6 protein-coding genes are annotated in these 13,706 nt (G+C 61.4%); all 6 read left to right on the forward strand.

Going from position 1 to position 13,706, the window contains the following annotated elements; all coding sequences use genetic code 11:
• Position 1: 1 nt before the first annotated feature.
• The 6 genes from GPK42_RS08470 (at position 2) to GPK42_RS08495 (ending at position 13,652) form a co-directional block, all read left to right on the forward strand.
• Entirely contained in the window at positions 2-3,628 is a 3,627-nt protein-coding gene (locus tag GPK42_RS08470; protein WP_215694776.1) for a UvrD-helicase domain-containing protein, read from the forward strand.
• 136 nt (positions 3,629-3,764) lie between these two features.
• On the forward strand, positions 3,765-4,274 hold the full coding sequence (locus GPK42_RS08475) for a DUF3284 domain-containing protein (RefSeq protein WP_215694777.1): 510 nt from the start codon (positions 3,765-3,767) through the stop codon (positions 4,272-4,274).
• Positions 4,275-4,377: 103 nt separating this feature from the next.
• On the forward strand, positions 4,378-5,577 hold the full coding sequence (locus GPK42_RS08480) for an MFS transporter (RefSeq protein ID WP_215694778.1): 1,200 nt from the start codon (positions 4,378-4,380) through the stop codon (positions 5,575-5,577).
• Positions 5,578-5,817: 240 nt separating this feature from the next.
• Positions 5,818-9,621, forward strand: a complete 3,804-nt coding sequence (dnaE, locus tag GPK42_RS08485; RefSeq protein WP_215694779.1) for a DNA polymerase III subunit alpha — start codon at positions 5,818-5,820, stop codon at positions 9,619-9,621.
• 38 nt (positions 9,622-9,659) lie between these two features.
• Positions 9,660-13,124 carry a DEAD/DEAH box helicase gene (locus GPK42_RS08490; RefSeq protein WP_215694780.1) on the forward strand — a complete coding sequence of 1,155 codons (3,465 nt, stop codon included), beginning with the start codon at positions 9,660-9,662 and terminating at the stop codon, positions 13,122-13,124.
• A gap of 165 nt (positions 13,125-13,289) precedes the next feature.
• A complete protein-coding gene (locus tag GPK42_RS08495) occupies positions 13,290-13,652 on the forward strand; it encodes a desulfoferrodoxin family protein (RefSeq protein WP_035137352.1) in 363 nt (120 codons plus the stop codon).
• Positions 13,653-13,706 lie beyond the last annotated feature (54 nt).

Raw genomic sequence — 13,706 nt, forward strand, 5'->3', positions numbered from 1 at the left:
CATGGATCTTTCGACTTTGATGCCGCAACAGCTGCAGATTGTCAAAACGCTCGACCGCCCGCTGTTTGTCTCGGCGGGCGCCGGTTCGGGTAAGACCTTTACCCTCACGCGCCGCATCGTCTATGCGCTCTCGCCCGAATCCGGTCCGTTCGTTGAGCATCTGGACCAGGTGCTCGCCATTACCTTTACCAAAGATGCAGCGGCCGAGATTCGCGACCGCGTGCGCCGTGCGCTTATCGACGAGGGCATGGACGAGGAAGCACTGACCGTCGACGACGCGTGGATTTCGACTATTCACGGCATGTGCTCGCGTATCCTGCGCGCGCACGCGCTGGAGCTGGGCATCGACCCCGAGTTCACGGTGCTCACCGATACCGACGAGCTCATGGACCAGGCTGTTGAGCATGTGCTGGGTCGCGCGACGGCACCCGATGCCGCCCCCGAGCTCGCGGCATCGCTCAAGGCCCTCTATGCCTGGTATCCCATGGCGGGCGAGGGCGGTTCCTTTGGCGGCGGTACGACCATCAAGGGTCTGGTGCGCGACCTGCTGGAGCTGTCGAGCCAGTTGCCGGGCGGTATGGACGACGTGCGCGTGGCGCGCGGCCAGGCCGATACCTCGGCACTCGCCGATGCCTATCGCGCGGCGCTGGGCGCAAGCAAGTCCTCGACCGAGAAGGCGCAGGCGGCGCTCGATGCCATCGACGCGTTCGAGGCGAGCGGCAAGACCATGGCCGATGCGGCACGACTCATGATGTCGTGCACCATGCCGCGCGCGAGCAAGGCATTCCCCAAGGAGCAGGTCGAGCTGCTCAAGGCCGAGGCCGCCGATGCGTTTATCAATATCGTGCTTGCCTGCGGTGGCCCGGCGCTCGATGCGCTGGTGGGCCTGGCCCGTTCCGTCGAGGCCGAGTATCGCGCACTGAAGGCTGCCCAGTCCGCCCTCGATAATAACGACCTGCTGCGTATGGCCTACGAGGCCCTGCGCGATTACCCTGCCATCCGTGCTGCGTACGAGGGCCGCTTTAAGATGGTCATGATCGATGAGTTTCAGGATACCGACCAGATGCAGGTCGATCTGATTCGTTACCTGACGGGTGCGGGGGAGCGCGCGCTGTGCACCGTGGGCGATGCACAACAGTCCATCTATCGCTTCCGCGGCGCCGAGGTCGAGGTGTTCCGTCGCCAGGAGCGCAAGGTGGGCTCGTCTGCCGCGCCCGAGGCGACTGTAGTGGCCGACGCACCTGCTGGCGAACTCGTCAAACTTGTGCGCAACTTCCGCAGCCATGACGAGGTGCTGCGTTATGTGGCACGCGTTTTCGACGGCGATGACGGCGGCCTGATGCAGGGCTTTTTGGATCTTGAGGCGAGCGACGGCCGCAAGGATACGCTGGTGGCAGGCGCCTCGCGTCGTCAGGCGCTCTTTGTTGCCGGCGGCAGTACGCAGGAGCGCACACAGGCCAAGGCCCGTGCGATCGCCGAGCGCTTCCGCGCGCTTGCCGATGCCGGCCAGCCTCAGGGCGGCATGGTGCTGCTACTTGGCCGCATGACCAACGCCGACGTCTACGCCCAGGCCTTCCGCGACCAGGGGCTCGACTGCGTCATCGCGGGCGGCTCGGTCTTTGCCCAAGCAGCCGAGGTGCAGACGGTGCGCGCCCTGGTATGTGCGCTCGCCAATCCGGCCGATACGGCGCAGGGCCTTATGCCGCTGCTCGCCTCGCCGATGTTTGCGCTCGGCGCTCAGGAGTTCCTGGCGCTGGCGACCAAGCTCGATAGCGAGACGGGGGAGACCTCGCGCCGGAATATCGACGCGGGCATCATGAGTGATTTCGACGTGCCGGGTCTGCAAGATCTGCCGCTCGTGACGCGCGCCCGCGAGGTGCTGCGGTATGCGCTTCGTCGCGTGGGCCGCGATTCGTTCGCCGCCATCGCGCGCGACGTGGTCAACGCCTCCGGCTGGTTTGTGCGTCTGGCACAGCGCGGTCCCGAGGGCAAGGCCATTGCCGCCAACGTGCTCAAGGCGCTCGACGCCGTGGCCGAGGCGGAGGCCGAGTTCGGCAACTCGCCGCGTTCCATCGCGCTGGCCTTCGACCGCTTCTTGGCGGGCAAGGAAGCCCCGGGTGCCCTCAACGAGGAGGGCGACGGCGCGGTGCGCATCATGACGGTTCACGCCTCTAAGGGTCTGGAATATCCGGTCGTGGCGGTCGCCGAGTGCTTTGGCGTGCGTAAGTCCTCGGGTGCGGCACGGATGGGTCGCGTCGAGGGAGGAGCGCAGGTCGTGGCGCTGCCGGCACGCTTCGACGGCGTTAAGCTCACCGACGAAACCTTTGTGAAGGGCGACGACGTCAAAAAGCAGTTTGAGCACGCGTTTAAGGGCAAGGGCACGTCGCTGTGGCTGCCGCCGGAGCTCATGGAGGACGTCTGTGCGACGGGCTCTCCCGCCGAGGCATTTGCCCGCCTGCGCAACGACGACCTGCAACTTTCGCTTGAGGAGCGGGCTCGTCTGCTCTATGTCGCCATGACGCGAGCGCGTGAGCTGGTCATTTTGGCGATGGACGCCGGCGTGAGCCGCGGCAAGGTGACGGCGCCGACCTTCGATGTCGAGACGGATCTGACCTACGACGTGCTGCGCCGCATCCTGCCGACCGGCAGCCTGGACATGCCGCAGCTCGATAGCGACCGTTTAGCGTTCGACAACTCCAAGCCGGGCGACTACGAGCTCATCTCGCTGGCGGACTTTACGTTTGGCGAGCAGGCGTTTGAGGCCAACGCTTCGCTGGATGTCGAGGGCAGGCTTGTTCGTGGCGATGCCGATGCCGCCGATAATGCTGCGCGCTCAACCGTCCCCGGTCCTGCCGACCCCAAGCCCGATTCGTTTGAACTCGTATATCCCCAGGCGGCGGGCGTGCGCATGGGCATCTGTCCGTATCCGGTGCGTGATTCGTACAGCTATTCGTCGATTGCCGTGGCGCTGCATGCCGAGGCCGAGGACCGTGCCGCCGAGGCTCGTGTTCCCATGGACGAGTCCGGCGATGATGCCGAGTCGGATGGCTCGGAGATGACGGATGCAGACGTGGCCGCCGTTGAGCCTGCCGGCAACCCCATGGCACTGGGCTCGGCGTTCCATGCCGCCTGCCAGTGGCTGATCGAGATGGGTGCCGATGCGTTGCCCGCTGCGCGTGCCGATGCGCTGGCGCACCTGTGGCGCCTGACGCCGGAACAGCGCGAGCGCTTCGATGTCGCTCTGGATCGCTGGCTCAAGTCGTCGGTTCGTGCCGACCTGCTCGCGTGGCCATGCGTTCGCGCCGAGGTGCCGTTCTTTTCGCTGGGCTGCGAGGATGAGGACATCGCCCGCTACGGTGCCTATGCCGAGGGCGCCATCGACGCTTTGGCGACGAACCCGGCGGATTCGTCGCGCGCGCTGGTCATCGACTACAAGACGGGCGGCACGCCGGATGAGACGCCTGAACAGCTGCAGGAGAAGCACGCCCTGCAGGCGCGCGTCTACGCTGATGCTCTGCACAAGGCGGGCTTTGAGGCCGTGACCGTCAAGTTCGTCCGCGTGGAGCAGGCGAATCCAGCCATCTTCGTCGAACCCGCCGAACCTCAAGTAGTCACCTACAACCTCTAGCCACCTCAGGCTTTACGGTGCTATTTGGTTAGTTTTGCGGCTGTAAAGCCCTCAATCGTCCAAATGGCACCGCAACGCATGGGAGAGCCTGGGGCGTTACAATGACTCGAACGGTTCAAACGAATAAGGAGCCATCATGCAGCTCACCAAAACGCTTAAGGTGACACCGGAGGAGCTTTTTGACGCTCTGGCGGGGTCCATCATGCAGGATATCGAGAACGCCACGGGCAAGCGTCCCAGCCGCAACAAGCTCAACGGCTATAAGTACGAGAAGCGCGCCCAGTCCGCAAAAGGCAAGGCCAAGGGCACGGCGATCAAGGTTAAGATCAGGCACTTTGACTACCCGTGCCTCTATGAGGTCCGTTTTCAGTATGCGGCGGGCATCAATACCATGCGCTATGAGGCTGCACCTGCTGGCGATGGTGCCTGCGAGCTCACCTATACCGAGGATTTTCAGGGTGTGGGGGGCAACACGTCTGGCACGCGCGGCAAGCTCGGCCTCTTCTTCTATGAGCGCAAGCTCAAGAGCCACGCCAACCAGACGATTGATCAAATCGTCAAATACATCGAGGGTGAGCGCCGCGTAAAGGCTAATCCCGCCTTCGCCGATGATACTGCCGAAAACGCTTCGGATGTATTCCATTGATACCCTGTGCAAAAGCTTTACCGCTCTTCACATCAACTGTGAACACTTCAGGCTTCGAATCAGTAGCGAGCGGCCCGACAAAAATAGTTGTTGGTAGTGCCAAATGAATAAGAATGCCACTACGCAACTGCACGTCTATTCCGCCTTTTTCGTTCTCACGGGATTTGTTTTAAATCGGGGAGTGTTTCTACTTTTCCTTGCGGAGAAAGGAATGCCTGTTACGGAAATCGCGCTTTATCAAGCCCTGTTCAACATAGCAACGGTCGTCCTCGAGCTGCCAACAGGGCTGATAGGCGATTTCTTTGGAAAGAAGTTTTCGATTCAAGTGGGCGTGCTGCTGCTTTTCTTCCATACCGCCGGCATGCTGTTGCTCTCAGGCCCCTTTCTTGTCGTGCTTTCCCTTGTTGAGGCACTCGCCTACTCCCTTCAATCGGGATCCGAACAAGCACTTTTATATGAAATTGCCCGAAATGCCGGTCAAGGAGAGCGCTTCCTCACCATCAACGCTCGGCTGCTTGCCGCGCAATCAATCGCTACGGGAATGGCAATTGTGCTCGGATCTTTCATTGCCCAAGTATCTTGGAGTGCCCTCTACGTATGTGTCTCCGTTTTCTATCTCCTGCAGCTTTTCCTTCTGTATCCCATTGAGAGGACGGAAACGACCCGTTCTGAAAGATCAGAAAAGGGGAGGTTTGACGCAGCCAAGATGTTCAGGCGCGAGACCTGGCGCGTTGGAGAATCCGCTTTTGCGGTATTGCTTCTCCTCATCGGCACAAGCATGCTCGACGGATTCTACGGGAGTTATTACAACTTGAATCAGTTGGTATTCGACGCATTTGATGCTCCCGTCTCCATAATAGGAATCTTTTTCGGTGCATCCTATGCAGTAAATGCGACGGCCTACATTGCAGCAGATTTCTTCTCATCGCGTTTCGGGAAAAGAAATACCATGCGCGGCTCGATGCTAATTGAGGCTGGCCTTTTCATGATTCTTCCGTGGTTCGCTTCAAATCCGCTGTGTTTGTTTGGCCTTAGCATGGTGCTTTGTTTTCTCCCAGAAGTGGTGTACATCACTTCGGAAAACTTAATCCAAGACGCGATAGCGGACGATTTCCGCGCGACGATCCTTTCCATCGCATCTCTGGTAAGGGCTCTCTTTTCCGCAATGTTTTTCTCCATATTTGGACATGTGTTGGGGTTATATCCCATTCAGATAGCGCTCGGTATTATTGGCGCAATCGCGATAGCAATTACCGCCGTCGTTTCATTAAAAATGGTAGGAATGCAGGTCTCCAAGAATTGATATATCGATTGACGAGCTATCCGAAGCGTCGAACCTTCTTGATGGATATGACTATTCGTCACAAATCATTCCGCGCATCGCCGGGGTTCCAGTAATACTCGATATATCTGGATGCCCTCATTCCCCTTTTTGAAGGTCCCAAAAAGACTACCCGTGTTGGTTTGGCTAGGTTCGGGTGCTGTCCGTGCCGTGGGGTAAAATCGTTCAGTCAGAACACGAACCCGCATCGGAGCTCATCACATGGCATTCGTCCATCTGCACAATCACACTGTTTTTTCCATGCTCGACGGCGCAACCCGTATCCAGGATATGGTCAACCGTGCCGTAGAGCTGGGCATGCCCGCCGTGGCCATTACCGACCACGGCTACATGTATGGCGTGCCCGACCTGGCGCTGGCCTGCGACGCCGTCAACCACAGCACGCCCGAGTACAAAACCTGGAGCCACGACAAGGCCTTCTTGGAAAAGGACCGCCGCGACGAGCTGGTGGAGCCCGATCCCGAGGAAAACCCGCGCGAGCATGCCCAGTATGTGAAGGACATGGCCATGTGGGACGAGAAGGGCAACATCGACGAGCTCAAGCCGCCCCTGGTTATCAAGCCCATCTTTGGCTGCGAGGTCTACTTTACGCCGGACGAGACCCTTGCCCGCGACCACAAGCCCGAGCTCTACCACATGATCCTTCTGGCCAAGGACCAGGAGGGCTACGTCAACCTGATGCAGACGGTTTCCGAGGCCGCCGTGCAAGGCTTTTACTACAAGCCGCGCGTGACGCTCGACAACCTGCGCCGCCACGCCAAGGGCATGATCTGCACCAGCGCCTGCATCGCGGGCATCATCCCCAAATACATCGACCGCGGCGACATGGAAGGCGCCATCAAGTGGGCCGAGACCTTCCGCGACACCTTCGACCCCGGCGACTTTTACATCGAGATCCAGGAACACGGCATCACCACCGACAACGGCCTGACCGACGAGCAGATGGACCGTACGCTCATCGACATCGCCAAACAGGTGGGCGTCAAGGTTATCGCCACCAACGACTTCCACTACCTGCGCCGCGAGGATGCGCCCGTGCAGGACGTCATCATGTGCATTGGCATGAACGCCAAGGTCGACGACCCCAACCGCATGCGTATGACCGGCTCGGAGTTTTACATGAAGACCGAGGAGGAGATGCGGGCGATGTTCCCGTATTGCCCCGAGGCCTGCGACAACACGCTCGAGATCGCCGACAAGTGCTACGTGGAGCTCGACTGGGACTCCATCATCCTGCCGCGCTTCCCACTGCTCGATCCCGGCGAGACGCACGAGAGCCAGTTCCGCCGCGAGTGCGAGAAGGGCTTGCGCCAGCACTACGGTGACGACTGGGCCACGCGCGAGATCGGCGGCGTCAACATCAAAGAGCGCTTTGAGTACGAATACAAGGTCATTTGCGACAAGGGCTTTGCCGCCTACTTCCTCATCGTTGCCGAGTACGTGCAATGGGCTAAGGACAACGGCATCGGCGTCGGCCCCGGCCGTGGCTCGGCCGCCGGCGCTATCGTTGCCTACGCCATGAACATCACCGCGTTCGACCCGCTCGAGAACGGCCTGATGTTTGAGAGGTTCCTGTCCCCGCAGCGTACCGAGATGCCCGATATCGATATGGACTTCGACGATGAGCGGCGCCTCGAGGTCGTGGAGCACGTTCGCCAGCTCTACGGTCCCGAGAAGGTCACCCACGTCATCACCTACTCGACCATTAAGGCCAAGCAGGCCATCAACGACGCCGCGCGCGTCCTGGACTACCCGGTCTACATGGGCCAGCGCCTGTCCAAGATGGTCTCGAGCGACCCCAAGGTCAAGCTCAAGCAGGTGCTCGACAAGCAACCCGGCAAAGAGGATCTGTTTAACCCCGATTTTGCCGAGGCCTATAAAAAGGACGACGACGCCCGTCGCATCATCGACACGGCGCTCTCGATCGAGGGCCTCACCCGTGGCGAGGGCGTGCACGCGTGCGCCGTTCTGATCTGCCGTGACCCCGTCAACGAGCACGTGCCCACCAAGCTCGACACCAAGGGCGGCGTCGAGATTACCCAGTATGAGGGCCATACCGTTGCCGACATGGGCCTGCTCAAGATGGACTTCTTGGGCCTGCGCACGCTGACGGTTATCTCCAAGGCCAAGGCAAACATCAAAAAGAACTTCGGCATCGACATCAAAGAGGAAGAGATTCCCTTTGACGACCCCGAGATCTTTAAGCTCATGGGCTCCGGCCACACCGCCGGCGTCTTCCAGGTCGAGTCCGCCGGCATGACGGCCACGATCAAGAACATGAAGCCCACCGAGTACAAGCACGTCGTAGCATTGATCGCCCTGTATCGCCCGGGCCCGCTGGGCGCCGGCATGGTTTCGTCCTACATCAACCGTATGAACGGCAAGGAGCCGGCCGTCTCCTACGACGACCGTCTGGACGACATCCTGGGCGAAACCTACGGCACCATGGTCTACCAGGAGCAGGTTATGCTCATCTCCGTCGAGATGTGCGGCTTCTCCAAGGGCGAATCGGACTCGCGTATCCGTAAGCCCGTGGCTAAGAAAAAGATCAAGCTGCTCACGTCGACGGTGCTCCACTGGGAGGATGGCTCGGACGAGACCACCTACGACCACTGGATGAACGGCGCTATCAAGAACAACTACACGCGCGAGGTCGCCCAGAAGATTTGGGACGATGTTCTCGAGTTCGCATCTTACGCCTTCAACAAGTCGCACTCCGCTGGTTACGCCATCCTGGTTATGCAGACGGCGTGGCTCAAGGCGCACTATCCGCACGAGTACATGGCGGCCGTTCTGACGTCCTATACGGGCAAGACCGACAAGATCGTTCACTACGTCTCGGCGTGCCGTCACGACGGCATCCCCGTGCTTTCGCCAGATGTCAACGAGTCCGGTACCGAGTTCACGGCTACCAAGGAGGGCGTGCGCTTTGGTCTGGCCGGCATTCGCGGCGTGGGCACCGGCGTGGCGCAGGCGATTATCGCCGAGCGCGAGGCAGGCGGTCCGTTTAAGACGCTGCACGACTTTGTCGAGCGTGTGGACTCGAGCCAGGCCAACCGTCGCGTGATCGAATCGCTGATCAAGGCAGGTGCCTTCGACTCCACGGGGTATCCGCGTCGCCAGATGATGCACTTTGTGGACAAGAACAACCCCGAGAACATCATCGATGCCGCGGTAAAGCGCCAGAAGGATCGCGCGAGTGGCCAGACGTCGTTCTTCGATATGTTTGGCGACGTTGAAGGCTCGGGCTTTGAGGTGAGCGTGCCCGATCCGGATGGCCAGGAATGGGACCGCCACCTTAAGTTGAGCCAGGAGAAGGAGGTTCTGGGCATCTATGTCTCGGACCACCCGCTGCGCCCGTTTGAGTATGCACTCGGCAAAGCGCGTGATTTCTCGTTCTCGCAGATCGATACCGGCTACGAGGTGCAAAACCCCACGGGCGGCACCATCAACCAGGAGATTCCCGAGGGCAAGGCGCTGTGGTGGGCCGGCATGGTCTCGAGCGTGTCCAAGCGCGTGACCAAAAACGGCGACCCCATGGGCATCGTGCAGCTCGAGGACATGGAAGGCGAGGCCACCGTCGTGGTGTTCCCCAAGACCTACAAGGAGGCCGAGGGGTATCTGTACGGCGAGGTCGATCCCGAGACCGGCGTGCAGCTGTCCGACGCGTTTGTGCGCATTAAGGGCAAACTCGAGCGCTCGGACCGCGGCGACCAGATCATCGCGCAGGAGATCGTGCCGCTCGAGCTCAACGAGGAGAACAACAAGCCCAAGGTGTTTGAGGTCATGGTGCCCAACAGCCGCTTTAGCCAGGGCAACATGGCGCGTCTTGCCACGGTGCTCACCGCTAACCCGGGCGGCGACCGTGTGGAGATCTTTATCGAGCAGGTGGACGGACGCGTGCTGCGCGCCGAGGTGCCTGCCAAGGTCAACGCGCGCTCGATTCCGCTGCTGGCCGAGGCCAAGGCAATTGTGGGTAACCAGGGTCGCGTGACGGTGATCTAGGGACGGCGTTGCAGGTCTGCGCGAGATTGGAGGAAGTGATGGCACAGGGGACGTTTGTGCAGGCGCTCCGGAAAGAGGCGGCGCTGAGCGGTACCTTTATGAAGGGCCGTTCGCTCATGCTCAACGGCGCCGTGCTGTCGATTGAGGACAGCGGCTCGCGCTTCTCCAAAAACGTGACGGTTGAGGGCTCGGTGCGCGGCTCGCGCGGCGACCTGTACAAGACGCACGTGGCGCTCGACATGGACGAGCACGAGGTGATCGACTACGACTGCGATTGCCCCGCTGCCTATCGCTACCCCGGTATGTGCAAGCATGCCATCGCCACAGCGCTGGCGTACCTGGATGCCAGTGGCATTGAGTCTGTTGAGGGGCTGCGCACGCCGGTTCGCACGTTTACGGCGCAGCCGAAACAGCCCGCGCGCACCGCGCCCAAAGCGCCGGCCGTCAACCCCAACTTTCCCTTTCCGGCGCCCGTCCCCACGAGCCCCAGCCTCATGGCGGCGCTCTCCGATCTTTCGGACGCGCGCATGGATGAGCTGGCGAGCATGCGCCGCAAGCTCGCCGGCAGTGTGGATCCCGATGCCCCCAAGGCGGTGTTGGAACCCTCGCTGGTGCCGTACTACAATCCACTGTTTGCCGACCGCTTTAGCTGGGCGCTCGAGCTTCGCATTCGCTGTGGATCGGTGTCCTACGTGGTCAAGGACATCGACGGCATGGCCGATGCCTACGTGCGCGGCGGCACCTTCTCGTACGGCAAGAAGCTCACGTTTGTCCATACGCCCGAAGCCTTCGAAGACGTGTCGACAAAGCTGCTCAACCTTGTTGTGACGACAGTTGCCTATCTCGATGACATCACAACCTCGCGTTCGGCGTCGTACGACTTTGCCCGCAGCGGTTTTGTCGCCGAGCGTCAGTTGCCGCTGTCCGAGCATAGCATCGTATATGTGCTGGACCTGCTGCGCGGCCAGACCATCTCTTTTGAGCCCGCCTGGTCGCGGGGGACGACGACGCATCGCACCTATGACGTGGCGGTTGAGCTGTCTCCGCAAGGGGAGGACGAAGCGTCCGCTAAGCGCCCACCGCTCCTTGCCGCCAAAATCGCGCCGGCGGCTGGTGGTAGCTACGATCTGCGCCTGCCGGCCGATGCATACTGCTTTGCTTCGGGCGACGTAGCTTATCTGGTCGACACCCGCCGTGCGCGCCGCACCGATGTGGCGTTTGCCCAGCATGCGGCGCCGTTCCTATCGCGCTTGCTGCCCTGTCGCACGCCAGTCCATATCGCTGCCGACCAGGTGGGGGAGTTCTGTCGTATGGCTCTGCCCATTTTGCGCGACTATACCGACCTTACCGCGCCCGCTGCGCTCGATACCGTGGCGCCCGAGCCGAGCTTTGCTATGGCAATCGGCGTCGACGATGGGCTCGTGACCTGCAAAATTACGGTTACCTACGGCGACTGGTCGGCAGACCTCTTTAGTCTGGGCGCTCCGGGCAGCCCCTTCGAAGAGCAGCGCCCGGGCGTGCCGCCCCGCGACGAGGTGGCAGAGTTTCGCGTTATGGATACGGCGGCCCTGTATTTCGACTTTTACGAGGGCGGTCTGGCGTTTGAGGAACGCGATGACGAGAGCTTGTTCTGCCTGCTGACCGAGGGCCTGTCTGCCCTGTCCGAGTTGGGTGAGGTTATGCTCAGCGACCGTCTGCGCCAGATTTCGGTCCGTCCCGCGCCCAAGCTTTCGGTGCGTGCGACCGTCAAGAGCAACCTGCTCGATGTTGAATTGGGCGCGAGCGGTCTTTCGGCGGCCGACCTTGCCATCTATCTGGACTCGTACAAGCGCCACCAGACGTTTGCGCGCCTTACGTCCGGCGACATCATTCGCCTGGACGAGGGCGCCCGCGCCGCGTTTGGCCTTGCCGAGGACCTGGGTGTCGATGCTGTCGACCTGCTCGACGGCGTGTCGCTCCCCGCGTCGAGTACCCTGTTCGTCGATAGCATGCTTGCGCGCACGCCGGCGCTTGAGGCCGATCGCGACGCTGCGTTCCGCCGTACCGTCGAGCGTCTGGACACGCTCGGCAAGATGGACTTTACGGTGCCGGTCTCGCTCAAGGCCACACTGCGCGGCTATCAGGTCGACGGCTACCAGTGGCTCGGCTCGCTCGAACACCTGGGCCTTGGCGGCATCCTGGCCGACGACATGGGCCTGGGCAAAACGCTCCAGATGATCGCGCATATCCTGGCGCGCGTGGAGGCGGGGGACACCAAGCCCACGCTCGTGGTATGCCCGGCCTCACTCGTGTACAACTGGACTGCCGAGCTGGAGCGCTTTGCGCCCTCGCTCGATGTTTGCGCAATCGTGGGCGCCAAGGCGCAGCGTCGCGTGCAGATTGCCGGCGCGGCTGAGCATAACGTGGTCGTGACGTCGTATGACCTTATGCGCCGCGATATCGATGAGTACGCCGGGCAGGATTTTGCCCGCGTGGTGCTCGACGAGGCCCAGTACATTAAAAACCCACTCACCCAGGTGGCACGTGCCACCAAGCGCCTGCCGGCCGGCGTGCGCTTTGCCCTGACGGGCACGCCCATCGAAAACCGCCTATCCGAGCTCTGGAGCATCTTCGACTTTTTGATGCCGGGCCTGCTGGGCACGCGTGAATCGTTTGCAAAGCGCTTCGAAAGCCCGGTCGAGCATGCCGAGGGCGACAGTGCCGCCCGCCTGCAAGCGCTCGTGTCGCCGTTTGTGCTGCGCCGTGTCAAGGAAGACGTGGTGGCCGACCTGCCCGAGAAGATCGAGGATACGGTCATGGCGCAGCTCACCGGCGAGCAGCGCAAGCTTTACCTGGCAAACCAGGACCGCATCGCCCAGCAGGTGCAGCACCGCGAGGCATCCGAGTTTAAGAAAGACAAGCTCAAGGTGCTCGCCGAGCTCACCAAGCTGCGCCAGATCTGCTGCGACCCGCGTCTGCACTACGAGGATTACAAGGCGGGGAGCGCCAAACTCGATACGTGCATGGAGCTCGTGCACGGCGCGCTCGACGGCGGGCATCGCATCCTGTTGTTCAGCCAGTTTACGGGTATGCTCGATATCATCGGTAAGCGCTTGGCCAAGGAGGACATCGCCTTCCTTAAGCTCACGGGCGCTTCGTCTAAGGAGAGCCGCGCCAAGATGGTCGCGCAGTTCCAAGCGGGCGAGGTTCCGGTCTTTTTGATTTCGCTCAAGGCGGGCGGCGTGGGCCTTAACCTGACGGCTGCCGACGTGGTCATCCACTACGACCCGTGGTGGAACGTGGCGGCGCAGGACCAAGCGACTGACCGTGCACACCGTATTGGCCAGCAACATACCGTGACCGTGTACAAGCTCATCGCCAAGGACACGATCGAGGAGCGCATTATGCAGATGCAGGAGTCCAAGCGCGATCTGGTCAACAGCGTGCTCGGCGGCGACGGCATCTCGTCGGCACTGTTCACGCGCGAGGATGTCCTGGCGCTGCTCGGCGGCGACGGGCGCTAGCCGCGCGCGGGGTGGGACTGCTGGAGTGGGCAGGACGGTCGACGCATTTTGGCCCGACCGCTTGCCTGATCCGTTATGTGTTCATTTGCAATGCCGTGGATGGTTTGTCTGCCTTTGGGCATAAGAACCATCAAGAACATTGGCACATCAGCAAAGGAGAACATCATGGCGAAATTCTTTAAGGACCCCGACGGTAAGCTCATCGCCGCCCTTGGCGACGGCGTTGCGACCCCTGCCGGTTGCACGGAGCTGACCGCAAACACTGAGGACGCGGCGCATGAGAAGCACGTGCCTGTTGTCGAGACCGAGCGCGACGGTCACGTGATTCGCGCCCGCGTTGGCTCGGTCGAGCACCCCAGCCTGCCCGAGCACTACATTGAGTGGATCGCCCTTGAGGCCGAGGGCCGCTTAGAGGTCCATTACCTTGAGCCCGGCATGAAACCCGCGACGTTTTTCGCGGGCGGCTCCAAGACCGGTACCGTCTATGCCTACTGCAACCTGCACGGGCTGTGGTCCGCGACATTCTAGGAGCGCGCCCCCGCTCGGGGTATCATAGCTAGCATATGCACATGCAAGCGCCGG

This window comes from Collinsella aerofaciens, assembly GCF_018785265.1.
GTDB lineage: Bacteria > Actinomycetota > Coriobacteriia > Coriobacteriales > Coriobacteriaceae > Collinsella > Collinsella aerofaciens_AI.

Coding starts and splice junctions, on each gene's coding strand:
- GPK42_RS08490 (WP_215694780.1), top strand. CDS start 9,660: ATGGCACAGGGGACGTTTGTGCAGGCGCTCCGGAAAGAGGCGGCGCTG.
- GPK42_RS08480 (WP_215694778.1), top strand. CDS start 4,378: ATGAATAAGAATGCCACTACGCAACTGCACGTCTATTCCGCCTTTTTC.
- GPK42_RS08475 (WP_215694777.1), top strand. CDS start 3,765: ATGCAGCTCACCAAAACGCTTAAGGTGACACCGGAGGAGCTTTTTGAC.
- dnaE (WP_215694779.1), top strand. CDS start 5,818: ATGGCATTCGTCCATCTGCACAATCACACTGTTTTTTCCATGCTCGAC.
- GPK42_RS08495 (WP_035137352.1), top strand. CDS start 13,290: ATGGCGAAATTCTTTAAGGACCCCGACGGTAAGCTCATCGCCGCCCTT.
- GPK42_RS08470 (WP_215694776.1), top strand. CDS start 2: ATGGATCTTTCGACTTTGATGCCGCAACAGCTGCAGATTGTCAAAACG.